The organism is Streptomyces sp. NPDC031365 (genome assembly GCF_055569765.1).
On sequence record NZ_JBVIIM010000017.1, the window covers coordinates 60,311 to 86,773 of the forward strand.

Here is a 26,463-nt window from a genome sequence, read left to right on the forward strand (position 1 = left end):
GGGGACCGCGCTGTTCCCGCCTGCCGCCCCGCTTCCCGGGTGACCGTACGGGCTCATGGCTGCGTACAGTGCGTTCGGTCATCGATGGGAGAAGACGTTGGACGCGATGGAGTTCCCTCTCAGCGCCCGGGTGCGCGGGGCCCGGCGATGGCTCGTGGCCACGAGCGTGGCGGGAACCGTCCTCGCGGGAGCCGCCGTGGCGTCCGTGGTCGCCGACGCAGCCGGCTGGGTGCCGGTACCGCGGACCACTCAGGCGGGTCTGGTCCTGGTGACGCTGTTCGTGCTGCCCGTCGTGTGGGTGGGAGTGCACGCCGCGTGGGCGCTGCGCGGGCGGGCCGAACTCTTCGGCGCCGCCGGGGAGCACCCACGGCGGCGTCCCACCGACCGGCAGTTGGTCGACCACCTGCGCGACGAGCACCCGCTCACGCCCCTGTGGTGGATGCTGTCCGTCCTCGGCGGCCTCGGCACGCTCTGCCTCGGGTTCGCTCTCCCGTTCGCCCTGGCGGACGGCGCCGTGCTCGCCGGTGTGCTCCTCGGGGCGGGGCTCGCCGTGTCCCTGGTCGTCCTGGCCGTGTCCGTGCCCGGGATCCGCCGCGCCGACCGCCACGGCTCGGAGGACCGAAGGCGACGGAGCGAACTGTGGTCCCTGCCCACCGCCGTCGAACACCGGCTCACGGTCCCTCTCCTCGGCACCGGCGACGGAGGGCACCCCGGTACCTGAGACACGCGGTCGCCGCTGTCCCGTGACGAGGGACGCCGACGGTCGTGAGAGGCCGCTCGGCGGGGCCGTCGACGACCGGTGAGCGGGTCCCGCTCCGGCCGGCCGGGCAGGACCGGACCAGGCCGGAATAGCCGCGGCCCGCCCCTGTGTTGCCGCAGCATGACGACGAACGCGCCGCGGGGCGAGGTGCTGCGCTACACCGCCTTCTCCAACTCCCCCGACGGCGGGAACCCCGCCGGTGTCGTGCTGGACGCCACCGGACTGGACGACGGAGACATGCTGGCCATCGCCGCCGAACTCGGGTACTCGGAGTCCGCGTTCCTGACCGCTCCCCCGGAGGGACTCGGCGGCCCGGAAGGGCGGGCGTACGGCATCCGTTACTTCAGCCCCAAGGCCGAGGTGCCGTTCTGCGGGCACGCCACCGTCGCGACCGCCGTCGCGCTCGCCGAGCGGATCGGGCCCGGACAGCTGGTGTTCGCGACACGTGCCGGCACCGTGCCGGTGGAGGTGGCGGAGGAGGACGGGACGGTCCGGGCCACCCTCACCAGCGTCGAGCCGCACGTCGAGGAGGTCGCCGGCACCGACCTCGCGGAGGCGCTGGCCGCACTCGGCTGGCCGGCCGGCGATCTCGACCCTGCCTTCCCGCCCCGGATCGCGTTCGCCGGTGCCCGCCATCTCGTGTTCGCGGCGGCGACCCGCGCCCGTCTCGCCGACCTTGCGTACGACTTCGCCCGCCTCGAGGCCCTCATGCACCGACTGGACCTGACCACGGTCCAGTTGGTGTGGCGGGAGTCGGCCGCCGTCTTCCACGTCCGCGACCCGTTCCCCGTGGGCGGTGTCGTCGAGGACCCGGCGACCGGCGCCGCGGCCGCCGCGTTCGGTGCCTACGCCCGCGAGCTCGGTCTGGTCCCCGAGGACGCCGTCCTCACTCTGCACCAGGGCGAGGACTTCGGCCGCCCCGGCGAGCTCACGGTGACGCTGCGCGCGGGTGACCGGCGGGTCCGGGTCGGCGGCGCGGGGGTCCGGATCAGCTGAACGCGACCGGTCAGGTCGATGACACCGGGAGCACGTCGGGGGACAGTGCCGCCGCGCGGGACGTGGCCGCCGTCATGCGGCGGCGGTGGTGGCGGCGGCAGAGGACCTCGTAGCCGATCTCGTCCGTGGAATCGGTGACGTCGCCGACGACGACCTGGGCGCCCTCGACGACCATCACCCCGCCGACCGTGCGGGCGTTGTGCGTGGCGCGGGCGCCGCACCAGCACAGGGCCTCGACCTGGAGCACCTCGACACGGTCGGCGAGTTCGACCAGGCGCTGGGAACCGGGGAAGAGCTTGGAGCGGAAGTCGGTGGTGATGCCGAAGGCGTAGACGTCGAGTTCCAGGTCGTCGACGACGCGCGCGAGCTGGTCGATCTGCTCCGGCGCCAGGAACTGCGCCTCGTCCGCGATCACGTAGTCCGCGCGTCGGCCCCGTGAGAGATGGTCGACGAGGTACGCGTACAGGTCCGCGCCGTCGCCGACCTCGACCGCGTCCGTGACCAGGCCGAGGCGGGAGGAGAGCTTGCCCTCGCCGGCCCGGTCGTTGCGGGTGAAGATCATGCCGATCAGGCCGCGCGCCGAGCGGTTGTGCTCGATCTGGAGGGCCAGAGTCGACTTCCCGCAGTCCATGGTTCCGCAGAAGAACACCAGCTCGGGCATGGGGGGTCGGGCACCTTTCGGCAGAGGGCTGCGGGCGGGGTCTCAGGAACGTACTTCGAGCAGGGGGACCAGTTGCTCGGCAGGGGTCATCGAACCGTGGTTGCCGACCATCGCCGACTCCCGCGGCTCGCGCTCGGAGGCGATCAGCAGGACATCGTCCCGCGCGGCGGCGACCACATCGCCGATGCGGTGATACACGCGTTCGTCGATCACGGGCCCGAACCAGCCGGCCTCGATGGCCTCGTCTCGCGAGGCGACCCAGAACTGCTCGCCGAGGACCTCGCGCCAGCAGGTGAGTACGTCGTTCGCCGCGCCGCGGACCGCGTACACGTGCCGGGCGCGGCCCTCGCCGCCGAGGAGGGCCACGCCCGCCTTCAGCTCCCAGTCCTCGTCGAAGTCAATGCGGTGGTCCTCGTCGAAGGGGACGTCGATCATGCCGTGGTCGGCGGTGACGTAGAGGGCGCTGCGCGGCGGCAGCTGCTCGGCCAGGCGCTGGACGAGCCGGTCGACGTGGGCGAGCTGGCCTCGCCAGGTGTCGGAGTCGACGCCGTAGCGGTGCCCCGCGCCGTCGACCTCGGCGTAATAGGTGTAGACGAGGGCGCGGTCCGCGCGGGCCAGCTGTTCGGCGGCGGTGTCCACGCGGTCCTCGCCCGAGAGCCGCCCGTGGAAGGCGCCGCCGCTGAGCGCGACCTTGGTCAGCGGGGTGTTCACGAAGGTCGGTGAGGACACCTGGGCGGCGTGCACGCCCGCGCGGTGGGCCAGCTCGAAGACGGTGGGGTACGGCTGCCAGGCGGCGGGCGGGGACCAGGGCTGCCAGCGCAGCTGGTTCATCAGCTCGCCGGTGTCCGGGTTGCGCACGGTGTAGCCGGGCAGGCCGTGGGCGCCGGGCGGCAGGCCGGTACCGACGGAGGCGAGGGAGGTCGCGGTGGTCGCCGGGTAGCCCGCGGTGATCGGGCGGCCGGTGCCGCCGCGCGAACTGCTGAGCAGTGAGGTCAGGAAGGGGGCGTCCTCGGGGTGGGCGCGCAGTTGCTCCCAGCCGAGGCCGTCGATCAGGAACACGCAGTTCCGGTCGGCGGGGGTCAGTTCCCCGATGCCGGCGGTCATGCCGGGAACGCCGAGGCCCGCGGCGAGCGTGGGCAGCAGGTCGGCGAGCGAACCGGTGCCGTACTCGGGCACCGGGGCGGAGGCGATGGGGAGCGGTTCCGGGTGGGAGTCCCAGACGGCGGAGTCGAGCGGGGCGGGCGCGGAGCGCCCTCGGTCATGGGCGGCGGGGGGAGGCGGGTGGGCCATCAGCGGGTGGTGTCCGCGGTCGCCTCGGAGAGGGCCTGCGCGAAGGTGAGCGCCTGGCGCACCGTCTCCGGCCCGTCGCCGGCCTCGCTGACACGCAGGCTCAGGTCGTCGGCCGTCGAGCTGCCCGTGTAGCCGTGGTCGGCCTCGCAGTTGGGGTCGCCGCAGGCGGCCGGCTCCAGGTCGATGCGGGAGACGGCTCCCCAGCCGATGGTGAGCACGATCTCGCGCGGCAGCGTGCCCGGCTTGTACGACTCCGGGTTGGCGACCACGCGGCTGACCACGATGGAGGAGATCCGGCTGAGCTTGACGGACTCCGTGGACGTGGTGGCGTACGGCGTCGGGGAGGTGGTGTCGGCGGCCTGCTCGTCGGTGTGGCTGACGATGAAGCGGTTGCCGGTGAGGACGAGCACGGTCACGTGCCGCCGCACCTCGTTCTGGTCGAACGTCGTCTCCTGGTGGACCAGGTACGACCGGACGGGCTCGCCGCCCACGGCGGCCTCCACCGCCTCGGCCACGAGGGCCGGGTAGTAGCCGCTGCGCTCGATCGCCGCCCGCAGCCCCTGGGTCGTCGTACTGGTCTTGGCCATGACGCCCATCCTACGGGTGGCCACCGACTGCGAGGCACCGCTCACCGCACTCCGCTCCCCCGGGTCCTCAGTACGCCGGGAGGGTACGCGGGCCGAGGTCGTCGCGGGCAGGCGGCTGGGCCAGGCGCACGGAGGCGCCGAGGACGCTCACGCCGTGCGGAGCGACGACCACCGGCTCCAGGGTGACCTCGACGACCTCCGGATGGTCGTGGACCAGTCGCGACACCCTCAGCATCAGCTCCTCGAGGGCGGGGGTGTCCACGGGCGCCGAGCCGCGCCAGCCGAACAGGAGCGGGGCGGTCCGGATCGACCGCACCAGTGAGGTCGCATCCCGGTCGGTGACCGGTATCAGGCGGTGCGCCATGTCCCCGAGCAGTTGGGAGGGGGCCCCGGCGAGCCCGAAGGACAGCACGGCGCCGGCCGCGGGGTCGATGACCGCGCGGACAATGGTGTCGACACCGCGCGGTGCCATGCGCTGCACCACAGGGCGCAGCTCCGCCGGCGTGCCGAAAAGCTCTGTCAACTCGGAGTAGGCCCGGCGCAGTTGTTCCTCGTCCGCCAGGTCCAGACGGACGCCGCCCAGGTCGGCCCGGTGCCTGAGGTGGGGGGCGGTCGCCTTGAGGACCACCGGGTAGTGGAGGGTGCGCGCGGCCTCGGCGGCGGCGTCGGGGGTGGGGGCGGGCAGGGCCCGGTGCACGGGGATGCCGTAGGTGCCGAGCAGGTCGCAGGTCTCCTCGCCGGAGAGGGTGAGGCCCTGCCCGCGCGAGAGGAGTCCGTCGATGAGCGCGGCGGCGGCCCGCTCGTCGATGTTCTCGTACTCGGGCACCTTGCCGGGCTCGGCGGCGTCCCGCCTCCACTGCGCGTACGCGACGGCATGCGCGAGAGCCCGTACGGCACGCTCGGAGGCGGGGTAGGCGGGGATGAGGTGAGCGCCTTCGGGGGGTACGACGGGAGCGGAGCGCGCCGGGGCGGGGGCGTTGTGGGCGGTGGACGCCGCGTGGGTCACCGGTGACGTGCCGCCGGAGGGCAGGGGTGCCGCGCCGGGTGACGTCCGCGGGACGGCCGTCGTTTCCGCCGGGAGCACGGCGCCGGCGTCCGTACGGGGCTCCGGGCCTGTTCCCTGACGGGACTCCGCGCCCGTTTCCGCACGGGACGCCGGGCCGCTCGCCTTGTGCGTGCCGGCGGTGGCCGGTGACGTGCGGGGCGCCGGGCCACGCCCCGCCTCCGTACCGGTGGCGGATCCGGCCTCCGCCGGGGTGGTGGATCCGCTCGGCGCCGGAACGCCCGCGCCCGCCTGCGGGGTCCCGCTCGCGTCCGGCCGCGGAGCGGCGCCCGCCGGGTCCCGTACGGTGTCCGATCCCGCCCGGGGTGGGGTGCCCGGCGCCGTGCCGGCCGCCGGTTGCGGTGCCGTGCTGGTCGCGGCCGACAGGGCCTCGGCGAGGCCGCCGAGTTCGACGTGGACCACGAGGACCGGCTTGGACGGGGTCGCGGCGGCGGCCGAGCGCAGGGCCTCCGCCAGGGCCGCGTCCCCGACCGAGCCCTCCCCCAACGCGGGGATCGCTGTCACGACCACCGCGTCGCTCGCGTCGTCCGCCAGCGCGTGCGAGAGCGCGTCGTGGAAGTCCGCCGCCGATGCCGCCGTGGTGAGGTCGAGCGGGGACTGCGGGCGCAGTCCCTCGGCGAGGCACGCCTCGTAGGTGAGCAGGCCCAGGGACTCGGAGTTGCCGAGGATCGCCACCCGGGGTCCGGACGGCAGGGGCTGGCGGGCGAGCAGGAGGCCCGCGTCGACCATTTCGGTGATGGTGTCCACGCGGATCACCCCGGCCTGCCTGAGCAGCGCGGAGACCGTCTCGTGGGGCAGCCGGGTCGCCCGTACGGCATGTCCCCGGGGCCCGGCGCCATGGCGTGCGCCCTGCACCACGACCAGCGGCTTCGCCGCCGCGGTCCGGCGGGCGAGGCGGGTGAACTTGCGCGGGTTGCCGATGGACTCCAGGTACATCAGGGCGACGTCGGTGTCGGGATCCTCGTACCAGTACTGGAGGACGTCGTTTCCGGACACGTCGGCCCGGTTGCCCGACGAGACGAAGCTGGAGACGCCGGTGACCCCGGTGACGCCGCCGCCGCGCCGGTGCAGGCGCGAGAGCAGGGCGACGCCGATCGCGCCGGACTGGGCGAACAACCCGATCCGGCCCGCGCGGGGCGGCTCGGGGGCGAGTGAGGCGTTCAGCCGTACGTCCGGGGACGTGTTGATGACGCCGAACGCGTTCGGGCCGATGATCCGCATGCCGTACGAGCGGGCCTGCCGGACGAGGGCGCGCTGGCGTTCGCGGCCGTCGGGGCCGGATTCCGCGTAGCCGGCGGAGACGACGACGAGCCCCTGCACACCGTGCTCGCCGCACTCGGTGACCACCTCGGGGACGTGTTCGGCGGGCACCGCGACGACGACGAGGTCGACGGGCCCGTCGATGGCGCGGACGGACCGGTACGCGGCCACCCCGTCGAGTTCCTTCCGGTCTTCAGGGAAGGCCTTGTTCACGGCGTGGAGCCGCCCGGTGAATCCGGCGTCCCGGATGTTGTCGAGGATGCTGCGGCCCACACCGCCGGGTGTGCGTCCGGCGCCGACGACGGCGACCGAACCGGGTGCCAGCAGCCGCTGCACCGAGCGCGCCTCCGCACGCTGTTCGCGCGCCTGCTGCACGGCCAGGGAGCGGTCGGTGGGTTCGAGGTCGAACTCCAGACGTACGACGCCGTCCTCGAAGCTGCGCTTCTGGGTGTACCCGGCATCCCTGAACACCTTGATCATCTTGGTGTTGGCCGGCAGCACCTCGGCGGCGAACCGGCGGATACCGCGCTCCCGCGCGACGGCTCCGATGTGTTCGAGCAGAGCGGAGGCCACGCCCCGGCCCTGGTGGGCGTCCTGTACGAGGAAGGCGACCTCGGCCTCGTCGGCCGGTGCCGACGCGGGCGTTCCGTCGGCGCTGATGCGGTCGTACCGCACGGTGGCGATGAACTCGCCGCCGATCGTGGCCGCGAGACCCACCCGGTCCACGAAGTCGTGGTGCGTGAAGCGGTGGACGTCCTTGGCGGACAGACGCGGGTAGGGCGCGAAGAAGCGGTAGTACTTCGACTCGTCCGACACCTGCTCGTAGTAGCTGACCAGGCGCTCGGCGTCATCGACGGTGATGGGGCGGATGCGCGCGGTGCCGCCGTCGCGCAGCACCACGTCGGCCTCCCAGTGGGCGGGATACTCGTGCCGGTCCGACGAGATCTGCATGGGCCCCAGGGTACGGCTCGCGTACGACAACGGCGCGAGGCAGTCTGTGGTGGACGACAGCCGGGCCGGGGCCGCGGTCCGGTTGCCGGCGGGGGCGGGCGCGGATACCGCTCCGGGCATGCTTCATGATGTGGGAAACTGGTCTAGACAACCCTGAACAGCGAAGGGCAGCAACACATGGCTGAGCGCCGCGTCAACGTCGGCTGGGCCGAGGGTCTCCACGCCCGCCCCGCCTCCATCTTCGTCCGAGCCGCCACGGCCACAGGCGTCCCGGTCACGATCGCCAAGGCCGGGGGCGACCCCGTCAACGCGGCCTCCATGCTCGCCGTTCTGGGCCTGGGCGCCCAGGGCGGCGAGGAGATCGTGCTCACGTCCGACGCCGAGGGTGCGGACGCCGCACTGGACCGTCTGGCGAAGCTGGTCTCCGAAGGTCTCGAGGAGCTCCCCGAGACCGTCTGAGCCCTTCCGCACCTATGCCGGCGCCGCTCTCGCGGAGCTGGCCGCGCGCCGCCGGGGTCCTCAATTGACGGTTGTGGCCATCGTCACCCACAGACGACCGGCCACAATTCCGAAAGGCCCGCCCGGACCACGGGCGGGCCCTTTGCTTTTCCCTTTTCCGGGCAGCGGAATTCACCCCCGGGAATTGGGTTCTCTTTGTATACGGCACCCGTGTTAATGGCGCAGGCTCGGCATGTTTACGGGATGTTGCGGGTTCCTCACACGGTCGGTGCGGCCGGCGCGATCCGCGCCCGAGCCGAACCGCAGCCGGTGCCCGGCGCTCGCCCGTTCGGTGTGCAGCGCCGTGACGGCCCGCGCGCGGTCGCCGTCGCCGCGCGCCACCGCGTCCACGATGGCGCCGTGCTCCGCCCAGTACTCGACCGGGTCGGACGGCCCATCGGTGGCGTACATCCAGGTGATCTTGTGTCGCAGCTGGGTCAGCACCGACGTCAGCGCCGGGCTGCCGGAGGCCTGGGCGAGCGTCTCGTGGAACCAGCCGCTCAGCGAGCGTAGATCGTCGCTGTTGCCCTGGCGGGCGCGTTCCTGTCCCAGCCGGACCAGGCCGCGCAGCACCTTCAGATGGGGCTCGGTACGACGCTGGGCCGCGCGGGACGCACCGAGCGGCTCGAGGAGCACGCGCATCTCCAGCAGGTCGGCGGCCTCCTGCTCGGTGGGCTCCGCGACGCACGCGCCCGCGTGCCGCCGGGTGACCACGAAGCCCTCCGCCTCCAGCGTGCGCAGCGCCTCCCGGACGGGTACGCGGGACACGCCGTACCGGCGGGCGAGGAGTTCCTCGGTGAGCCGGCTGCCGCGCTCGTGGACACCCCCGACGATGTCGTCCCGGATCGCCGTGCACACCGACTGCGCGGGAATACGCATGACCGACCTCCGGCTTAATCCCCGTGAAACGTCGACGATTGACGTCTGATCCGTGACTCTATTGCAATCGACGGCAATTTCCGACGGCGGGCCGGAATCCGTGCGTGATTTTTGGACGAGCGGCGGTCCGAAACGCCGAAATGCCCCGGCTCTGGGGCCGGGGCATCGGAAGGCGGTGGTGCGGGGTGCGGGGTGCGGGCGCCTCAGAGGTTCACGCCGTGAGCACGGAGATAGGCGACGGGATCGAGGTCGGAGCCGTAGTCGGATCCCATGCGGGCCTCGAAGTGCAGATGAGCGCCCGTGACGTTGCCGGTCGCCCCGGACAGGCCGATCTGCTGGCCCGCGGCGACCTGCTGGCCCACCGAGACGGCGACGGAGGACAGGTGACCGTACTGGGTGTACGTGCCGTCGTTCATCCTGATGACAACCTGGTTGCCGTACGCGCCGCCCCAGCCCGCCTCCACGACGGTGCCGATGCCGACCGACTGGACGGGGGTGCCGCTCGCGGCGTGGAAGTCGACACCGGTGTGACTGCCGGAGGACCAGACGGCGCCGCCGCTCTTGTAGCCGGTCGAGACGTACGAGCCGGGGATCGGGGAGACGAAGGTGTTGAGGCGCTTGCGCTCGGCCTCGCGCGCGGCGCGCTCCTTCTCCGCGCGGGCCTTCTCGGCAGCCTCGGCCGCCTTCTCGCGCGCTTCCTCCTCGGCGGCCTTGCGCGCGGCGGTCTCGGCCGCCTCGCGCGCGGCCTCGTGCTGAGCGGCCGCCTGGGCGTCGATCCGGTCGGCGACCGCGTCACCCAGGGTGACGAAAGGGGTGAGGCCGGTCGGCGCGGCGGCGGGCTCGGCGGCGAGTGCGGGAGCCGCGAGGGAGCCGACGACACCGGTGCCGGCGAGCGCCGCGACGCCCGCCGCGCGGACGGTGCCGCGCTGTATCCGGCTGGGACGACGGTGCTTGCCCGGGGCGCGGGTGAACGCCATGTACAGGCTGGTCCTTTCCTTCCCTCTCGCCTACCGGGTTAGCGGTGGGGGTCCCCCCAGGCCCTTTGGGCTCTGGGGGAGGGTTCGGAGCAGGAAGGTCTCCTACGGACCCCCTCGCGACACGCGCGGGCGTCCGATTCACCCCAGGGACTGCTTGGGTCCCCGGCTCCCCTGGCTCGTGCCGTACGGGGACTCGGCGATGACTGTCCGGTGCCGCGGATGCGGCGCACTGCCCGACGAACAGCCCGGACGAAGCTAAGCGGGAGGCCTTCCCATCCCCAAACGGATCCCGGTTTTTGTAGCGCATCCCACAGGGCAGACAGGCAGCCTCCGGTTCAATTCGGGCATAAGCGGGCCCTGGTGACCATCGCGTCACCAGGGCCTCACCCGCGTGCGTCCCGCGGCTGCTCGCTACTCGGCCGCCACGACGGTGACTTCACCGATCCCGAGGGCCTCCACCGGCGCCTTGATCTGCGCCGCGTCACCGACGAGGACGGTCACCAGCCGGTCCACCGGGAAGGCGCTCACCACCGCCGCGGTGGCCTCCACGGTGCCGGTCGCGGCCAACTGCCGGTACAGATCGGCCTGGTAGTGGTCCGGCAGGTGCTGCTCGACCTGGTCGGCCAGGGTGCCCGCGACGGCCGCGGCGGTCTCGTACTTCAGCGGCGCCACACCCACGAGGTTCTGTACGGCCACGTCGCGTTCCGCGTCGGTGAGCCCTTCCGCGGCGAGCGTGCGCAGCACCTTCCACAGGTCGTCGAGGGCCGGACCGGTGTTGGGGGTGTCGACGGACCCGCTGATGGCCAGCAGGGCCGCGCCCGTGCCGTCCGGGGCGGACCTGAGGACCTGCCCGAAGGACCGTACGCCGTAGGTGTAGCCCTTCTCCTCGCGCAGGACGCGGTCCAGGCGGGAGGTGAGGGTGCCGCCGAGGCAGTAGGTGCCGAGCACCTGCGCCGGCCACACTCGGTCGTGCCGGTCCGGGCCGACACGGCCGATCAGCAACTGCGTCTGTACGGCGCCGGGACGGTCCACGATCACGACGCGGCCGGTGTCGTCGGCGACCACCGGCGGAATCGGCCGCGGCTGGGCCGGGGAGCCGGTCCAGGCGCCCAGTGTGTCGCCGAGCAGCGCGTCCAGGTCGAGACCGGTGAGGTCGCCGACGACCACCGCGGTGGCCGTGGCGGGGCGTACGTGCTTCTCGTGGAAGGCGCGGACGGCCGCGGAGTCGATGCCGACGACGGTCTCCTCGGTGCCCTGACGCGGGCGCGACATGCGCGAACTCGCCGGGTACAGCTCCTTGGCGAGCTCCTTCGCCGCGCGGCGGGAGGGGTTCGCGAGCTCGTGCGGGATCTCATCGAGGCGGTTGCGGACCAGCCGCTCGACCTCGCTGTCGGCGAACGCGGGCGCCCTGAGGGCGTCGGCGATCAGCCCGAGTGCCTTGGGCAGCCGTGAGGCCGGGACCTCGAGGCTGAGGCGGACACCGGGGTGATCGGCGTGCGCGTCCAGGGTGGCGCCGCAGCGCTCCAGTTCGGCGGCGAACTCCTCGGCGGAGTGCTTGTCGGTGCCCTCGGAGAAGGCCCGCGCCATGATCGTGGCGACACCGTCCAGACCGGCCTGCTCCGCCTCCAGGGGCGCGTCCAGGAGCACCTCGACGGCGACGACCTGCTGGCCGGGGCGGTGGCAGCGCAGGACGGTCAGGCCGTTGTCGAGCGTGCCGCGCTCGGGTGCCGGGAAGGCCCAGGGCTTGGCCTCGCCGGCCTGCGGCTGCGGGTGGAAGTCCATCGTGGCGAGCTCGGTCACTTCGCCGTCTCCTCGTTCTCGTCGGTGCCGGCGGCTGCGGCGGCTTCCTCGGTGTCGTCTTCCTCGGACGTGAGGGGCTCGTAGACGAGGACCGCGCGGTTGTCGGGGCGCAGACGGCCCTTGGCAGCCTCCTGCACCTCCTCCGCCGTCACCTCCAGGACGCGCTGGACGGCGGTCAGGGCGAGCTGCGGGTCGCCGAACAGGACGGCGTACCGGCACAGTTCGTCGGCGCGGCCCGCGACCGTGCCCAGCCGGTCGAGCCACTCACGCTCCAACTGGGCCTGGGCGCGTTCCATTTCCTCGGCCGTGGGGCCCTGCTCGGCGAACCGGGCGAGCTCCTCGTCGATGGCGGACTCGATGACCGGCACCTCGACGTCGCCGGACGTCTTCACGTCCAGCCAGCCCAGGGAGGGCGCGCCGGCCAGCCGCAGCAGGCCGAACCCGGCGGCCACGGCCGTACGGTCGCGCCGTACGAGACGGTTGTAGAGCCGCGAGGACTCGCCGCCTCCGAGGATCGTGAGTGCCACGTCGATGGCGTCGCACGCGCGCGTGCCGTCCTCCGGCAGCCGGTAGGCGGCCATCAGCGCACGCGCGGGGACTTCCTCCTCCACGATCTCGCGCACCTGCTCGCCGATGACGTCGGGCAGTGAGCCGTCGCGCGGGGCGGGCTTGCCGTCGTGGGAGGGGATGGAGCCGAAGTACTTCTCGATCCAGGCGAGAGTCTGCTCCGGGTCGATGTCGCCGACGACGGAGAGCACGGCGTTGTTCGGCGCGTAGTACGTACGGAAGAACTGGCGCGCGTCCTCCAGGGTGGCCGCGTCCAGGTCCGCCATCGAACCGATGGGCGTGTGGTGGTACGGATGGCCCTCCGGGTACGAGAGAGCGGTGAGCTTCTCGAAGGCCGTGCCGTAGGGGACGTTGTCGTAGCGCTGGCGGCGCTCGTTCTTGACGACGTCCCGCTGGTTCTCCATGGACTCGTCGTCCAGGGCGGTCAGCAGGGAGCCCATGCGGTCGGCCTCCAGCCAGAGAGCGAGCTCCAGCTGGTGGGCGGGCATCGTCTCGAAGTAGTTGGTGCGCTCGAAACTGGTGGTGCCGTTGAGGGAGCCGCCGGCGCCCTGGACCAGCTCGAAGTGACCGTTGCCCTTCACCTGGGCGGAGCCCTGGAACATCAGGTGCTCGAAAAGGTGAGCCAGACCGGTGCGTCCCTTGACTTCGTGGCGTGAACCCACGTCGTACCAGAGGCACACCGCGGCGACCGGGGTCAGGTGGTCCTCGGAGAGCACCACGCGCAGGCCGTTGGCCAGGCGGTGCTCGGTCGCTGTCAGGCCGCCGGAGCCTGCCTGGGCTGTGGCCGTGTGACCCATGGGCATGTACGTCCCTTCGATCGCGGAGGCGGTCGTCGAATCCGCCGTTTGTGCCGGTCCTGCCACTGTATGCAAGCGCGCGGACGGCCGGAGAAGTTCCCGCCGCGGGCGGCTACGCCGAGAGCGAGAACCCTGGAACGGGCGGCGGGCCGTCACACCTCGGCACCCGCGGGCAGTCGTGCCGCAGGGCGATGAGGATCCACCGCTCGAGCGAAGCCGAGAGCGGGAGGGGCACCTCACAAGCGTCGGCCGCGCACCCCACCCCGGCCCACTTCACCCCGGCCTCCCCTAACCCTCGCAGCCCCGGGCGGGAGCGAACCGCACGCGCCGCGTACCCTGCTCGCGCGCCGCCGCACCCCGACAGACCGGCTGCCCGGAACCGGGCCCTGGTCCCGCCTGTCAGTGCGGCAGTCCACAATGGTCCGCGTCAGACGTCCAAACGCTTCAGCAAGGAGCCGGCAGCGATGGCCCGCCGCAGCACGAAGACCCCGCCGCCCGACGACTCGTACGAGGAGAAAATCCTCGACATCGACGTCGTCGACGAGATGCAGGGCTCCTTCCTCGAGTACGCGTACTCGGTCATCTACTCCCGCGCCCTGCCGGACGCGCGCGACGGCCTCAAGCCGGTGCACCGCCGCATCGTCTATCAGATGAACGAGATGGGGCTGCGGCCCGAGCGCGGTTATGTGAAGTGCGCCCGCGTCGTCGGCGAGGTCATGGGCAAGCTGCATCCCCATGGCGACGCGTCGATCTACGACGCCCTGGTGCGCATGGCACAGTCGTTCTCGATGCGCGTCCCCCTGGTCGACGGCCACGGCAACTTCGGCTCGCTGGGCAACGACGACCCGCCCGCCGCGATGCGGTACACCGAGTGCCGGATGGCCGAAGCCACCAGCCTGATGACCGAGTCCATCGACGAGGACACGGTCGACTTCGCGCCCAACTACGACGGCCAGGAGCAGGAACCGGCGGCGCTGCCCGCCGCGTTCCCGAACCTGCTGGTGAACGGCGCGTCGGGCATCGCCGTGGGCATGGCCACCAACATGCCGCCGCACAACCTGCGCGAGGTCATCGCGGCCGCGCGGCATCTGATCCGGCACCCCAACGCCGATCTCGACGCGCTGATGAAGCACGTCCCGGGCCCCGACCTGCCCACCGGCGGCCGAATCGTCGGCCTCTCCGGCGTCCGCGACGCCTACGAGACGGGCCGCGGCACGTTCAAGATCCGCGCGACGGTCACCGTCGAGGACGTGACGGCACGCCGCAAGGGTCTGGTGGTCACCGAGCTGCCCTTCACGGTCGGTCCGGAGAAGGTGATCGCCAAGATCAAGGACCTGGTCGGCTCGAAGAAGCTCCAGGGCATCGCCGACGTCAAGGACCTCACCGACCGCGCGCACGGGCTGCGCCTGGTCATCGAGATCAAGAACGGCTTCGTACCGGAGGCGGTGCTGGAGCAGCTGTACAAGCTGACGCCGATGGAGGAGTCCTTCGGCATCAACAACGTGGCCCTGGTGGACGGCCAGCCGCTCACCCTCGGCCTCAAGGAACTCCTGGAGGTCTACCTCGACCACCGGTTCAACGTCGTGCGCCGGCGTTCGGAGTTCCGCCGCACCAAGAGGCGCGACCGCCTACACCTCGTCGAGGGCCTGCTCACGGCCCTGGTGGACATCGACGAGGTCATCCGCCTCATCCGCTCCAGCGAGAACTCCGCCCAGGCCAAGCAGCGCCTGATCGAGCGCTTCTCCCTCAGCGACATCCAGACCCAGTACATCCTGGACACGCCGCTGCGCCGCCTCACCAAGTACGACCGGATCGAGCTGGAGGCCGAGAAGGACCGGCTGAACACGGAGATCGAGGAACTGACCCGGATCCTGGATTCGGACGCGGAGCTGCGCAAGCTGGTCTCCGCCGAACTGGCCGCGGTGGCCAAGAAGTTCGGTGACGACCGCCGTACGCTCCTCCTGGAGGCCGGCGGCGCCCCGGCCGTTGCCGTGCCGCTGCAGGTGGCGGACGACCCGTGCCGCGTACTGCTGTCCGCCACGGGCCTGCTCGCCCGTACGGCGAACAACGAGCCGCTCGCCGACGGTGCCAAACGGGTCAAGCACGACGTGATCGTCTCGGCGGTACCGGCGACGGCCCGCGGCGAAATCGGCGTGGTCACCTCGTCCGGCCGTCTGCTCCGGCTGAACGTCGTGGACCTGCCGCAGCTTCCGGAGACGATGCCGACGCCGAACCTCTCGGGCGGGGCACCACTGGCCGAGTTCGTGTCCCTGGAGGACGACGAGCAGGTGGTGTGCCTGACCACGCTCGACGAGTCGTCGCCCGGCCTGGCGCTCGGCACGGCCCAGGGTGTCGTCAAACGCGTGGTGCCCGACTACCCCTCCAACAAGGAGGAGCTGGAGGTCATCACGCTCAAGGAGGGCGACCGGATCGTCGGCGGGGTGGAACTGCGCACGGGCGAGGAGGACCTGGTCTTCATCAGCGACGACGCGCAGCTGCTGCGCTATCCGGCGGCGCAGGTCCGCCCGCAGGGCCGCCCCGCGGGCGGTATGGCGGGCATCAAACTCACCGAGGGCGCCAAGGTCATCTGCTTCACGGCGGTCGATCCCGCGGTCGACGCCGTGGTGTTCACGGTCGCGGGCTCGCGCGGCACACTGGACGACTCCGTCCAGACGACGGCCAAGCTGACCCCGTTCGACCAGTACCCGCGCAAGGGGCGGGCCACCGGTGGTGTGCGCTGCCAGCGGTTCCTGAAGGGCGAGGACTGTCTGTCCCTGGCCTGGGCGGGCCCGGCCCCGGCCCGCGCCGCCCAGAAGAGCGGCGCGGCGGTGGACCTCCCGGAGCCCGACCCGCGCCGGGACGGTTCGGGTGTGTCGCTGGCGAAGACGGTGTCGGTGGTGGCCGGCCCGGTTTAGACCACCGGAGCCTCCGCCGGGTCCTCCGCCGCTCCCTGTACATAGCGCAGAACGCCCCACATGCCTTGTTCGTCGGCGTGTGGGGCGCCGTCGTTCACGCACGCCTCCATCTCCTCGCGGAGTGCGGCGGCATCGATGTCCGCCCCGATGAGAACGAGCTGCGTGAGCCGCTCCGCGCCGGCCGTCCAGGGTTCGGGGTAGAACCGCAGGAACCGCCCCACCGCATGCACGGCGTACCGGTTGCCGGTGTCGTACGGCCCGAAGTCGACGTACCCCTTGATCCGGTACAACCCCTCGGGCCGGCTGTCCAGGAATTGGATCAGCCGCCGTGGGTCCAGCGGGCGCCCGGTGACGAAGGAGAGGCTGTCGTACCCGGTGTGCAGATGCCCGGTGTGCTCGTGGCCGTCGCGGTGCAGATCGTCGAACGACAACTGCCCTACCCGCTCCTCGCTCGGCCGGCAGTCGAAGAGGAACTCGGGGTCGACACGTCCGTGCGTGGCCGGTACCACGGCCGCACGGTCGACCAGCGACCGGACGAGCGCCAGCACCCTCTCGGCGTCCGCTACCCGGTCCACCTTGTTGACGACCACCAGGTCGGCGAGGTCGAGGTGCCGGTCGATCTCGGGATGCCGGGCCCGGGTGTCGTCGAACTCGGCGGCGTCCACCACCTCGACGAGTCCGCCGTAGACGATCCCCGGATGCTCACTGGCAAGCACCATCCGCACCAGTTCCTGCGGTTCGGCGAGCCCGCTGGCCTCGATGACGATCACATCGATCCCGGCGGAAGGTCGGGCGAGCCGTTCGAGGTACACGTCCAGCTCGCTGCCATCGACGGCACAGCACAGACACCCGTTGCCGAGCGAGACCGTCGAGTCCCCGAGCGCCCCCGCCACGGCCATGGCGTCGATCTCAATGGCCCCGAAGTCGTTCACGACGGCTCCGATACGGCTGCCGCCGCTGCGGTGGAGGAGGTGGTTGAGCAGGGTGGTCTTTCCCGAGCCGAGAAATCCGGCCAGCACCACGACCGGAATCTGCCGCCCGCCGCTCCGCACCACCACGCGACCCCTCTCACTCCTGGGCGTGCCCCGGCTCGCGTCTGCGCGTACGCCCGGGAACTGACTGACGCACCAGGATACGAGCAGCGAGAACGGCGGCGAAGTGAACGATTGTTAGCAGCACTCGCTGGGCAGACGTTGGGCAAGGCGCCGTTCTGTGCGACCCTCGCTTCCCTCCGTGCGCCTCTTCTCCGCCTTCCCGCCGATCAGAGCCGCTCGGCACCCTGGAAGGCGGCAAACGCCGCCCACCGCTCGCCGGTTTCCCACAGTCGACCCGCACCCCGACGACCGGCGGACGGCGGCCCGATCGGGGGTATTTGACATGGCCACAAAGAACAGTGGGTTACGAGGGCTCCGCTTCGCGGTCGCGGCCTGCCTGGGCATGGCGGCAGGAGCCTTCGTCACCATGGCGGCACAGCGGCACACCCTGGACATGATCAGCGAACGGCTGGAGCATCTGGAACAGCGCGCTCTTACCCAGCAGCAGACCAACCTGGCCATGCAACAGCGCCAGCACTGGGAGTTGTTGAGCAAGGCGATGGACAACCCCGAACTCACCGAGGTCCTGGACATCTTCGAAGTTCCGGTCACCGCACAGAAGCGTCGCCAGTACCTTTTCGCCAACGCCCTGTACACGAACCTGCTCTGCTACTACCGCATCGGCAACCTCACGAGGGACGAGTTCTTCAAACACGCCCGGGGCATGTTTCAGAATCCGATCGTCAGGGAGTACTGGGACGCGACCCGGCAGCAGCGCGCGAGCCTGACGGAGACGGTGGAAGCAGAACTCGGCCGGCTGATCGACGACCTGCTGCTGCAGCTCGACGAGGCCGACACCGACGAGTGGTGGGTGGTCGGGGACCCACCACTCGATGCGTGACTAGGCGTCCGGGATGTCCGCCTTCGCCTTCACCAGGGTCTCTCTGGTGATCACGACGATGCGTTCGTAGTCGGCACGTGCGGCGTCACCGGGCAGGTGGGAATCGAGTGAATCAGTGGCATCCGTGCCGATGACGGCGAAGCTCCCGTCAGCCAGCTCGAAGATGTCGGGACATGTACCACCACCGGTACTGCCTCGGTGGCGCGGAGCAACACCGAGACGGCGGATGATCTGACTCACTGTTCAATTTCCTCTGCTTCTCAAGGCACGAGCGCCTACGCCCGCTGCGGGCGTCATGGTGACATGCCTCGGATCGCCCCATGGCGATGCCACGCTCGCAACAGGCGCCCCTTTTATCATGCTCCCCGGACGGCACCGTCCACGGGGGGGGTCCGGCGAGCCACAGGTGTCGGCCGCGGCGCCGGCTCCCGGCGCCGGTCAGCGCCCATGGACGAGAGCGGCCCAGAGGGCCAGGGGCAGGACCCCGCAGACGCGTCGCCGGGTCCGGGCCGGCGCCCTGACCGGTGGCACCCGCGCGAGACGCCGGTGATCGTCGGCCATCAGCGCCGTGCCCGGCGGATGCCGTACGCCAAGCGCCGTGCCCGGCGGATGCCGTACGCCTGAACCTCGCAGGTCACCGATCCGCACGGCCACGACAGTGAACCGTACGCCGCACCGCGTGCGCCCGAGCCGCAGCCGCCCGGCCACCGCACGCACAGGACACGGGTGGACCCGACAAGCCACCCGCCGGCAAGTCAGGTTAGGCTCACCTCCGTGAGTAGTATGTGCTCAACCGCCTCCCGCGAGCTCGACGAGCCGGTCGCGGGAACCGCGGCCACCGCGAGGACCTGGCTGCTGCTGGAGCAGCCTGGCCCCTGGGGTGCCAAGGCGCTCACGTCGAGCCATCTCGATCCCGCGCTGGGCCGGGCCCTGGAGGCCGCCGCGAAGGGAACCGGGGTGCGCATCGCGCTGATACGCGGCGCCGGGCGACACGCGGACTGCGGGGTGCCTGCCGCGCGCCAGGTGTACGTGGCCCACACCGTTCCGGGAGACGTGTGGCTGCACTCCGCCACGGTCACGGACCCCGAACGCCTGCTCGATGTCGACTTCGCCGCACTGGGCCGGGGCGAGCCCGAAAGCCTCGGCACGGCGCTGGGCGGCGTGCCCCATACGGGCGACCCGCTCGCCCTCGTCTGCACCAACGGCAAGCGGGACCGCTGCTGCGCCCTCCTCGGGCGGCCCCTGGCGGCAGAACTCGCCGCCTCCGGTGTCGAGGGCGTCTGGGAGGTCACCCACCTCGGCGGTCACCGCTTCTCGCCCACGGTGCTCGTGCTGCCCTACGGCTACGCGTACGGCAGGGCCGAGGCGCATGCCGTCAAGGAGGTGCTGCACAGCGCACAGGAGGGACGGATCGTCATGGAGGGGTGCCGGGGCGGCTCCGCGTGGGAGCGGCCCGGTCAGGCGGCCGAGCTGGCCGTCCGGCGCGCGGTGGGCGAGTACACCGCCGAGGCCCTGACCGTCGTGACGACGGACGGCGCGGCGCCCCGCTGGGCGGTGACCGTCGCCCACGCGGACGGGCGCCGGTGGCGGGTGCAGGTCGCCCAGGGCGCGTCCCTTCCGCCCCGCCCGGAGAGCTGCGGGTCCGTGCTCGGCTCGCCCGCCCCGATGGACGTGGTGGACATCCGCGAGGTGACCGCGGCGGCCCTGGCGAGCTGACCGCCTCACAGGCGGGGCGTGCCGCGGATGCCCCGTGCCGCCGGTACGCACGCGGGCCGACCGCCCCGCGGGCGCACCACCCGGCAGGTACGCCGTGTCGCGGGGCGCTCGCGAGCTGACGGTGTCACAGGGGCGCCGTCCCACCGGTGCGGGAGATCCCCGCCACACCCCCGCCACACCCCCGCCACACCCCCGCGGCACGCCGCGGCCACCCACGTACCGTCATGGGCATGAGCCCCACTCCCCCCGCACGCCGCCTCCGCCTCGGCCTGCCGCGGCGGGTGTTCTCGCAGGTCCTGCTGATGCAGCTGGCGATCGCCGCGGGAGTCGCGGTGCTCGCCACCGGACTGTTCCTGGCACCGCTCGGCGACCAGCTCGACGACCAGGCGATGCGCCGCGCGCTCGCGATCGCGCAGACCACCGCCCAGCAGCCGCAGATCGCGGACGACGTACGGAGCACCGAGCCGTCGCCGGACGGGCCGGTGCAGCGGGAGGCGGAACGGATCCGGAAGGCCACCGGTGCCGAGTACGTCGTGGTGCTGGATGTGAGGGGCGTGCGCTGGTCGCACCCCGATCCACGGCGGATCGGCGGCCTGGTGTCGACCGACCCCGGTGAGGCACTGGCCGGACATGACGTCATGGAGATCGACGAGGGCACGCTGGGACGTTCCGCGCGGGGCAAGGTGCCCCTGCGGGACGACGGCGGCGAGATCGTCGGGGCGGTCACCGAGGGCTGGTCCACCAAGGAGCCCCCGGCCCACCGGGAACGCGGCATAGGACTGCCTCTGGTGCGCAGGCTCGCCGAGCGGCAGGGGGGCGGTGCGAGCGTGAGCGAGGCCCGGGGCGGGGGTGCCGAGTTCACCGTCGTCCTGCCCGACGCCCTGACCGAGCCGGGCGCGGCGCCCGCTCTCACCGGGGCGCGCGCCCCGCGGACCACTGAGGAGGGGACGCGATGATCGAGGTTCTGGTGGTGGACGACGACATCCGCGTCGCGCGGGTCAACGCCGCCTACGTCGGGAAGGTGCCCGGCTTCCATGTCGTCGGGGAGGCGCACAGCGCGGCCGAGGCACTCGCCCGGCTGGAGACACTGCCCCGGCTGGATCTCGTCCTCATGGACCACCATCTGCCCGACGAGACGGGACTCGCCGTCGTCCGGGAAATGCGCCGGCGCGGCCACCAGGCCGACGTGATCATGGTGACGGCGGCCCGCGAGGTGGCCACCGTGCAGGCGGCGATGCGACAGGGCGCCCTGCAGTACCTGGTCAAGCCGTTCGCTTTCGCCGGACTGCGCGCCAAACTGGAGGCGTACGCGGCACTGCGCCGCACCCTCGACGGCGGCGGTGAGGCCGAACAGGCGGAGGTGGACCGCATCTTCGGTGCGTTGTCCGCGTCGGCGGAGCCCCAACTGCCCAAGGGGCACTCCCCCACCACCGCGGAACTGGTCCGGCAGTCCCTGATGAACGCCGACGGCCCGCTGTCGGCCCAGGAGGTCGCCGAACGCACGGGGGTGAGCCGCCAGACCGCGCAGCGCTATCTGAAGCTCCTGGAGCGCACGGGGCGGGCCACACTGAGCCTGAAGTACGGGGACGCGGGCCGCCCGGAACACCGGTACCTGTGGGCGACCCGCGCCTGAGGACACGGCCCATGGGGGCGGGGGAAGGAACCGTGCCCTCCTTCCATACGGATGGCGGCGCCTTCCGTCTCCGCCGGTGTCTACACCGCTCCCGCACCGGTCAGTGAACGCACCTCGGTCTCCGCATGCCGGGCCTCGTCGGGAACCTCGCTCGAGGTGACCGTGCCGAGCCAGCCCGCGAGGAAGCCCAGCGGGATGGAGACCAGCCCCGGGTTCTGCAGCGGGAAGAGCTGGAAGTCGACGCCGGGGAAGAGGGACTCGGGGCTTGCGGACACCACGGGGGACAGCAGCACCAGCACCACGGCCGGGACCAGACCTCCGTAGACGGACCACACGGCACCGCGTGTGGTGAACCCGCGCCAGAACAGGGAGTAGAGCAGCACGGGCAGATTGGCGGAGGCGGCCACCGCGAAGGCGAGGCCCACGAGGAACGCGACGTTGAGGTCGCGGGCCAGCAGACCGAGGGCGATCGCGAGCAGGCCGATGCCGACCGCGGCGACGCGGGCCACGGCCACCTCGCTGCGCGGTGTGCCGCGCCGGCGCCGCAGGGAGGCGTACAGGTCGTGCGCGACAGATGCCGAGGAGGCGAGGGTGATTCCGGCGACCACGGCGAGGATCGTGGCAAAGGCGACGGCGGCGATGACCGCGAACAGCACCGTGCCGCCCGTGGAGCCGGCGCCGCCGCCCAGGTCGAGCGCGAGCAGGGGCACGGCGGTGTTCCCGGATGCGTGGGAGGCGCGCACGGCGTCCGGTCCGATGATGGCGGCGGCACCGAAGCCGAGCACGATCGTCATCAGGTAGAAGCCGCCGATGAGTCCGATCGACCAGACGACCGAACGCCGGGCCGCCCGCGCCGTGGGCACCGTGTAGAAGCGGGACAGGATGTGCGGCAGCCCCGCCGTACCGAGCACCAGGGCGAGCCCCAGGCTGATGACGTCGAACCGCGCGGTCCAGTCCCCGCCGTAGGCGAGCCCGGGCGCCAGGAACGCCTTGCCGTGCCCACTGCGTTGGGCAGCCGTGTGCAGCAGCCGGTTGATGTCGCCGTGGAACCGCAGCAGGACCAGGACGGTCAGCGCGAGGGTGCCGCCGAGCAGCAGGACCGCCTTGACGATCTGGATCCACGTGGTGGCCCGCATCCCTCCCAGCGACACATAGATCACCATGAGGACGCCGACGCCGACGACCGTCCACACCTGCGCCGCCTCTCCGGTGCCGCCGAGCAGCAACCCGACGAGGCTGCCCGCACCCACCATCTGCGCGACCAGATACAGGACGGACACGGTGACCGAGGACGTTCCCGCCGCGATCCGCACCGGCCGCTCCCGCATGCGCGCCGCGACCACGTCGGCGAGGGTGAACCGTCCGCAGTTGCGCACCAGTTCCGCGACCAGGAAGAGGACCACCAGCCACGCCACCAGGAAGCCGACCGAGTAGAGCATCCCGTCGTAGCCGACCAGGCAGATGAGTCCGGAGATACCGAGGAAGGATGCGGCCGACATGTAGTCGCCCGCGATGGCAAAACCATTCTCCATCGGAGAGAACAGCCGCCCGCCCGCGTAGAACTCCTCGGCGGAACCCTGCCGGTGGCGGCTCACCCAGGTCGTGATGCCCAGGGTGACCGCGACGAACACGCTGAACAGCAGCAGCGCCGACGTCTGGTGATCGGCCGTCATGACGTACCGCCTCTGCCCCGCGCCAGCTCCTGGGTGTCCCAGCGCAGTTCCAGCGCCGCCCGGTCCCTGCGCAACCGCGCGTGACGTACATAGGCCCAGGTGAGCAGGAAGGTGGTGAGGAACTGGCCGAGTCCCGCCAGCATCCCCACGTTCACCGCGCCCGCGACGGGGCGTGCCATCAGCCCCGGCGAGGTCGTGGCGGTCACGACGTACGCCACGTACCAGGTGAGGAAGACCAGGACCGCCGGGACCACGAACCGCCGGTACCTGCCGCGTACTTCCTGGAAGGCCACGCTGCGCTGTACTTCGAGGTAGACGTCGGCGGCTGTCGCGGTGTCCCGCTCGCGTCGCGCCGACGGCACCCCCGCGTCGGCCGACTCGGCCCAGCCCGAGGCCAGGGCGTCGTACCAGGGATCGTCGTAGCCGACGTCCCCCGAATTGCTTGGCTGCATGCCCAAGGATGGACAGAACGGGAAGATCCCTGACTCTTCTTCCCGTTCCTCTTCACCCCATCAGGTGACTGCGCCGGGCACGCGCCGACGGGGTCGCCCCGTGCGCCCGGCGTGGCCGCTAGGCGTCGATGCGGGACCGGTCCAGCGTCGCCGCGGAGCTGGAGATGAACTCCTTGCGCGGGGCGACGTCGTTGCCCATGAGGAGGTCGAAGACCTGCTCGGCTGCCTCCAGATCGGTGAGGTTGATCCGGCGCAGGGTGCGGTGGCGCGGGTCCATGGTGGTCTCGGCCAGCTGGTCGGCGTCCATCTCACCGAGACCCTTGTAGCGCTGGATCGAGTCCTTGTAGCGCACGCCCTTGCTCTGGAACTCCATGAGCTTGTCGCGCAGTTCCCGGTCCGAGTAGGTGTAGACGTACTTGTCCTGGCCCTTCTTGGGCTGGATCAGTTCGACGCGGTGCAGCGGCGGCACCGCGGCGAAGACCCGGCCGGACTCCACCATGGGCCGCATGTAGCGGTGGAACAGCGTCAGGAGCAGCGTGCGGATGTGGGAACCGTCGACATCGGCGTCGGTCATCATGATGATCTTGCCGTAGCGGGCGGTGTCGATGTCGAAGGTCCGGCCCGAGCCGGCTCCTATGACCTGGATGATCGCACCGCACTCGGCGTTCTTCAGCATGTCCGTCACGGACGACTTCTGGACGTTGAGGATCTTTCCGCGGATCGGCAGGAGTGCCTGGAACTCGGAGTTCCGGGCGAGCTTCGCCGTGCCGAGCGCCGAGTCTCCCTCGACGATGAACAGCTCGCTGCGCTCGACGTCGTCGCTGCGGCAGTCGGCGAGCTTGGCGGGCAGCGACGAGGACTCCAGGGCCGTCTTGCGGCGCTGCGCGTCCTTGTGCTGGCGGGCCGCGATACGGGTCCGGGCCGCGGCGACGGCCTTCTCCATGACCACGCGGGCCTGCTGGGCCGCGTCGCGCTTGGTGGAGGTCAGGAACGCCTTGAGCTCCCGGGAGATCACGGTGTTCACGATGCGGCGGGCCGCCGAGGTGCCGAGGACCTCCTTGGTCTGGCCCTCGAACTGCGGCTCGGCCAGGCGGACGGTGACCACCGCGGTGAGGCCCTCGAGGGCGTCGTCCTTGACGATGTCGTCCTCGGCCACGCGCAGCATCTTCTTCGCGCGCAGCACCTCGTTCATCGTCTTGGCGACGGCCTGCTCGAAGCCGGCGACATGGGTGCCGCCCTTGGGGGTGGCGATGATGTTGACGAACGACCTGAGCGTGGTGTCGTAACCGGTTCCCCAGCGCATCGCGACATCGACGCCGAGCTCACGGGTGACCTCGGTGGGCGTCATCTGGCCGTGCTCGTCGAGGACGGGGACGGTCTCCTTGAAGGTGCCCTGTCCGGTGAGGCGGAGCGTGTCACAGACCGGCCTGTCGGTGGCCAGGAACTCGCAGAACTCGCTGATGCCGCCATCGAAGCGGAAGGACTCCTCGCCCTTGCTGCCGCCCTCGCCGAGCCCGTACTCGTCACGGACCACGATGGTCAGGCCGGGCACCAGGAACGCCGTCTGACGGGCACGCTGGTGCAGCGTCTCCAGGGCGAGCTTGGCGTCCTTGAGGAAGATCTGGCGGTCGGCCCAGTAGCGCACGCGTGTGCCGGTGCGGTTCTTGGGGATCTTCTTGGTCTTGCGCAGCCCGCTCTTGGCCTCGAACCCCGCGTCCGGGCCCACGGCGGCGAAGGATCCGGGGACGCCGCGCCGGAAGCTGATCGCGTGGGTGTGCCCGCCGCGGTCCACCTCCACGTCGAGCCGCGCGGAGAGCGCGTTGACGACGGAAGCGCCGACGCCGTGCAGACCGCCGGAGGCGGCGTAGGAGCCGCCGCCGAACTTGCCGCCGGCGTGCAGCTTGGTCATGACGACCTCGACCCCGGAGAGGCCGGTCTTGGGCTCGACGTCGACCGGGATGCCCCGGCCGTTGTCCCGGACCTCCACCGAGCCGTCGTCGTGGAGGACCACGTCGATGTGGTCACAGTAGTTTCCGAGGGCCTCGTCGACGGAGTTGTCGATGATCTCCCAGAGGCAGTGCAGCAGACCACGGCTGTCGGTGGATCCGATGTACATACCCGGGCGCTTCCGCACGGCCTCGAGCCCTTCGAGGACGAGCAGGTGCCGCGCGGTGTAGTTGGAACCGTCCCGGTCTGCTCCTGCCAGCAGCGCTGTGGACGGCACGGACGTCTCGGCGGTCACGCGGTTCGCTCCTCGCTGAATTTCAGATGGGGCCCTCATGGGTAAGGGCGCGGCTTGAGTCACCGGTGAGAGGGTACCGAGGCCTGGTAGAGCCGTTGTAACGCCACCCTCGTCTCAGTCCCACCCTAGTCGAGCGTCGCATGCCTGTTCGATCCCTCGATGGAGTGAAGCACACATCACGTTCCCTTCCAGGCATGAACCATTTAGGCTCCGGGCACGTCCTCATGAACAACCGGCAAGCCAGCCGGGAGGGCGGACCACCGATACGAACGCGAATCCGTACGGCACACCAGACACGCACTACGGCACATTCGCCGCCAACCGGCAACAGCCACCCACCTCGGAAAGTTTTTTCGAGGAGAAGCCACGAGCGGGAACGTTTTGGGGCTGGTTGGATGTTGACCCTGGTACGACAGCTCGTCGAGCTAGAGAAGAGGCGACGTGACTACTGTTCTGACCCCCGCGAGCCCACTGACGGCCGCCGATCGCTGCGACCGCTGCGGCGCCCAGGCATACCTGCGCGTCGTCCTGCTGAGCGGCGGAGAACTGCTCTTCTGCGCCCACCATGGCCGCAAGTTCGAGCCGGAACTCAAGAAGATCGCCGCTGAGATACAGGATGAGACGGAGCGGCTGACCGCTCCGGCGACGCCTTCCGATGAAGAGCACTGACGCCTCGCGCCCGACGACGAGCAGACCGGCACAGGCCGGCGGGGGGGGGGGGGGGGGGGGGGGGGGGGGGGGGGGGGGGGGGGGGGGGGGGGGGGGGGGGGGGGGGGGGGGGGGGGAGGGGGAGGGGGGGAGGGGGTACCCC

At 71.5% G+C, this 26,463-nt stretch carries 21 protein-coding genes and 1 pseudogene; 9 read left to right on the forward strand and 13 right to left on the reverse strand.

Annotated elements, in window-relative coordinates:
* Positions 1-55 precede the first annotated feature (55 nt).
* Positions 56-721, forward strand: coding sequence for a hypothetical protein (locus ACZ5C2_RS23880; RefSeq protein ID WP_468794390.1), 666 nt, complete (start codon positions 56-58; stop codon positions 719-721).
* A gap of 159 nt (positions 722-880) precedes the next feature.
* Entirely contained in the window at positions 881-1,756 is an 876-nt protein-coding gene (locus tag ACZ5C2_RS23885; protein ID WP_468794392.1) for a PhzF family phenazine biosynthesis protein, read from the forward strand.
* A gap of 10 nt (positions 1,757-1,766) precedes the next feature.
* Here ACZ5C2_RS23885 and ACZ5C2_RS23890 read toward each other — a convergent pair whose 3' ends face one another.
* From ACZ5C2_RS23890 to ACZ5C2_RS23905, 4 genes are all read right to left on the reverse strand, one after another.
* Complete coding sequence (locus ACZ5C2_RS23890; protein ID WP_468794394.1) at positions 1,767-2,417, reverse strand: thymidine kinase; 651 nt, start codon at positions 2,415-2,417, stop codon at positions 1,767-1,769.
* Between the two features lie 42 nt (positions 2,418-2,459).
* On the reverse strand, positions 2,460-3,707 hold the full coding sequence (locus tag ACZ5C2_RS23895; protein ID WP_468794396.1) for an alkaline phosphatase family protein: 1,248 nt from the start codon (positions 3,705-3,707) through the stop codon (positions 2,460-2,462).
* Entirely contained in the window at positions 3,707-4,294 is a 588-nt protein-coding gene (locus ACZ5C2_RS23900) for a DUF5998 family protein (RefSeq protein ID WP_468794398.1), read from the reverse strand. Before ACZ5C2_RS23900 ends, ACZ5C2_RS23895 begins: the two co-directional genes overlap by 1 nt.
* A 67-nt stretch (positions 4,295-4,361) precedes the next feature.
* The gene (locus ACZ5C2_RS23905; RefSeq protein ID WP_468794400.1) at positions 4,362-7,568 is read right to left on the reverse strand and encodes a bifunctional acetate--CoA ligase family protein/GNAT family N-acetyltransferase; all 3,207 of its coding nucleotides are present in this window, start codon (positions 7,566-7,568) and stop codon (positions 4,362-4,364) included.
* A gap of 177 nt (positions 7,569-7,745) precedes the next feature.
* On the opposite strand from ACZ5C2_RS23905, the gene ACZ5C2_RS23910 reads away from it, so the two are divergent.
* Positions 7,746-8,027, forward strand: coding sequence for an HPr family phosphocarrier protein (locus ACZ5C2_RS23910; protein WP_468794402.1), 282 nt, complete (start codon positions 7,746-7,748; stop codon positions 8,025-8,027).
* Positions 8,028-8,240: 213 nt separating this feature from the next.
* Here ACZ5C2_RS23910 and ACZ5C2_RS23915 read toward each other — a convergent pair whose 3' ends face one another.
* The 4 genes from ACZ5C2_RS23915 to ACZ5C2_RS23930 form a co-directional block, all read right to left on the reverse strand.
* Entirely contained in the window at positions 8,241-8,945 is a 705-nt protein-coding gene (locus ACZ5C2_RS23915; protein ID WP_468794404.1) for a GntR family transcriptional regulator, read from the reverse strand.
* A gap of 203 nt (positions 8,946-9,148) precedes the next feature.
* Positions 9,149-9,922 carry a M23 family metallopeptidase gene (locus ACZ5C2_RS23920; protein ID WP_468794406.1) on the reverse strand — a complete coding sequence of 258 codons (774 nt, stop codon included), beginning with the start codon at positions 9,920-9,922 and terminating at the stop codon, positions 9,149-9,151.
* A gap of 411 nt (positions 9,923-10,333) precedes the next feature.
* The gene (locus ACZ5C2_RS23925) at positions 10,334-11,722 is read right to left on the reverse strand and encodes a M16 family metallopeptidase (protein ID WP_468794408.1); all 1,389 of its coding nucleotides are present in this window, start codon (positions 11,720-11,722) and stop codon (positions 10,334-10,336) included.
* The gene (locus tag ACZ5C2_RS23930; RefSeq protein WP_468794410.1) at positions 11,719-13,092 is read right to left on the reverse strand and encodes a M16 family metallopeptidase; all 1,374 of its coding nucleotides are present in this window, start codon (positions 13,090-13,092) and stop codon (positions 11,719-11,721) included. The genes ACZ5C2_RS23925 and ACZ5C2_RS23930 overlap by 4 nt, the downstream gene beginning before the upstream one ends.
* 458 nt (positions 13,093-13,550) lie before the next feature.
* Between ACZ5C2_RS23930 and ACZ5C2_RS23935 the strand changes: the two genes are divergently transcribed.
* Positions 13,551-16,001, forward strand: a complete 2,451-nt coding sequence (locus ACZ5C2_RS23935; RefSeq protein ID WP_468794412.1) for a DNA gyrase/topoisomerase IV subunit A — start codon at positions 13,551-13,553, stop codon at positions 15,999-16,001.
* Here the strand turns inward: ACZ5C2_RS23935 and ACZ5C2_RS23940 are convergent.
* A complete protein-coding gene (locus ACZ5C2_RS23940; RefSeq protein ID WP_468794595.1) occupies positions 15,998-17,056 on the reverse strand; it encodes a CobW family GTP-binding protein in 1,059 nt (352 codons plus the stop codon). The two genes, ACZ5C2_RS23935 and ACZ5C2_RS23940, sit on opposite strands and share 4 nt — an antisense overlap.
* 322 nt (positions 17,057-17,378) lie before the next feature.
* Between ACZ5C2_RS23940 and ACZ5C2_RS23945 the strand changes: the two genes are divergently transcribed.
* Positions 17,379-17,936, forward strand: a complete 558-nt coding sequence (locus ACZ5C2_RS23945; protein WP_468794414.1) for a DUF6082 family protein — start codon at positions 17,379-17,381, stop codon at positions 17,934-17,936.
* Here ACZ5C2_RS23945 and ACZ5C2_RS23950 read toward each other — a convergent pair whose 3' ends face one another.
* Positions 17,937-18,176, reverse strand: coding sequence for a hypothetical protein (locus tag ACZ5C2_RS23950; RefSeq protein ID WP_468794416.1), 240 nt, complete (start codon positions 18,174-18,176; stop codon positions 17,937-17,939). It lies immediately after the preceding gene.
* Positions 18,177-18,719: 543 nt separating this feature from the next.
* Between ACZ5C2_RS23950 and ACZ5C2_RS23955 the strand changes: the two genes are divergently transcribed.
* From ACZ5C2_RS23955 to ACZ5C2_RS23965, 3 genes and pseudogenes are all read left to right on the forward strand, one after another.
* On the forward strand, positions 18,720-19,652 hold the full coding sequence (locus ACZ5C2_RS23955; protein WP_468794598.1) for a sucrase ferredoxin: 933 nt from the start codon (positions 18,720-18,722) through the stop codon (positions 19,650-19,652).
* Between the two features lie 230 nt (positions 19,653-19,882).
* Positions 19,883-20,386: pseudogene (locus ACZ5C2_RS23960) on the forward strand (histidine kinase); the annotation flags it as partial.
* 218 nt (positions 20,387-20,604) lie between these two features.
* Entirely contained in the window at positions 20,605-21,285 is a 681-nt protein-coding gene (locus ACZ5C2_RS23965) for a response regulator (protein ID WP_468794418.1), read from the forward strand.
* Positions 21,286-21,365: 80 nt separating this feature from the next.
* On the opposite strand, the gene ACZ5C2_RS23970 is transcribed toward ACZ5C2_RS23965, so the two are convergent.
* The 3 genes from ACZ5C2_RS23970 to ACZ5C2_RS23980 all read right to left on the reverse strand — a co-directional run bounded on the left by ACZ5C2_RS23970 (position 21,366) and on the right by ACZ5C2_RS23980 (position 25,652).
* Positions 21,366-22,958, reverse strand: a complete 1,593-nt coding sequence (locus tag ACZ5C2_RS23970; protein ID WP_468794420.1) for a solute symporter family protein — start codon at positions 22,956-22,958, stop codon at positions 21,366-21,368.
* Complete coding sequence (locus ACZ5C2_RS23975; RefSeq protein ID WP_468794422.1) at positions 22,955-23,410, reverse strand: DUF485 domain-containing protein; 456 nt, start codon at positions 23,408-23,410, stop codon at positions 22,955-22,957. Before ACZ5C2_RS23975 ends, ACZ5C2_RS23970 begins: the two co-directional genes overlap by 4 nt.
* A 118-nt stretch (positions 23,411-23,528) precedes the next feature.
* Positions 23,529-25,652: a DNA gyrase/topoisomerase IV subunit B gene (locus tag ACZ5C2_RS23980; protein ID WP_468794424.1), complete on the reverse strand. Its 2,124-nt coding sequence runs from the start codon at positions 25,650-25,652 to the stop codon at positions 23,529-23,531.
* A 441-nt stretch (positions 25,653-26,093) separates the two neighbouring features.
* Here ACZ5C2_RS23980 and ACZ5C2_RS23985 point away from each other — a divergent pair, with 441 nt between their 5' ends.
* On the forward strand, positions 26,094-26,321 hold the full coding sequence (locus tag ACZ5C2_RS23985; protein ID WP_468794426.1) for a DUF7455 domain-containing protein: 228 nt from the start codon (positions 26,094-26,096) through the stop codon (positions 26,319-26,321).
* Positions 26,322-26,463: the final 142 nt, after the last annotated feature.

Coding starts and splice junctions, on each gene's coding strand:
- ACZ5C2_RS23930 (WP_468794410.1), bottom strand. CDS start 13,092: ATGCCCATGGGTCACACGGCCACAGCCCAGGCAGGCTCCGGCGGCCTG.
- ACZ5C2_RS23880 (WP_468794390.1), top strand. CDS start 56: ATGGCTGCGTACAGTGCGTTCGGTCATCGATGGGAGAAGACGTTGGAC.
- ACZ5C2_RS23955 (WP_468794598.1), top strand. CDS start 18,720: ATGTGCTCAACCGCCTCCCGCGAGCTCGACGAGCCGGTCGCGGGAACC.
- ACZ5C2_RS23975 (WP_468794422.1), bottom strand. CDS start 23,410: ATGCAGCCAAGCAATTCGGGGGACGTCGGCTACGACGATCCCTGGTAC.
- ACZ5C2_RS23945 (WP_468794414.1), top strand. CDS start 17,379: ATGGCCACAAAGAACAGTGGGTTACGAGGGCTCCGCTTCGCGGTCGCG.
- ACZ5C2_RS23915 (WP_468794404.1), bottom strand. CDS start 8,945: ATGCGTATTCCCGCGCAGTCGGTGTGCACGGCGATCCGGGACGACATC.
- ACZ5C2_RS23910 (WP_468794402.1), top strand. CDS start 7,746: ATGGCTGAGCGCCGCGTCAACGTCGGCTGGGCCGAGGGTCTCCACGCC.
- ACZ5C2_RS23935 (WP_468794412.1), top strand. CDS start 13,551: ATGGCCCGCCGCAGCACGAAGACCCCGCCGCCCGACGACTCGTACGAG.
- ACZ5C2_RS23920 (WP_468794406.1), bottom strand. CDS start 9,922: ATGGCGTTCACCCGCGCCCCGGGCAAGCACCGTCGTCCCAGCCGGATA.
- ACZ5C2_RS23970 (WP_468794420.1), bottom strand. CDS start 22,958: ATGACGGCCGATCACCAGACGTCGGCGCTGCTGCTGTTCAGCGTGTTC.
- ACZ5C2_RS23965 (WP_468794418.1), top strand. CDS start 20,605: ATGATCGAGGTTCTGGTGGTGGACGACGACATCCGCGTCGCGCGGGTC.
- ACZ5C2_RS23900 (WP_468794398.1), bottom strand. CDS start 4,294: ATGGCCAAGACCAGTACGACGACCCAGGGGCTGCGGGCGGCGATCGAG.
- ACZ5C2_RS23885 (WP_468794392.1), top strand. CDS start 881: ATGACGACGAACGCGCCGCGGGGCGAGGTGCTGCGCTACACCGCCTTC.
- ACZ5C2_RS23905 (WP_468794400.1), bottom strand. CDS start 7,568: ATGCAGATCTCGTCGGACCGGCACGAGTATCCCGCCCACTGGGAGGCC.
- ACZ5C2_RS23895 (WP_468794396.1), bottom strand. CDS start 3,707: ATGGCCCACCCGCCTCCCCCCGCCGCCCATGACCGAGGGCGCTCCGCG.
- ACZ5C2_RS23890 (WP_468794394.1), bottom strand. CDS start 2,417: ATGCCCGAGCTGGTGTTCTTCTGCGGAACCATGGACTGCGGGAAGTCG.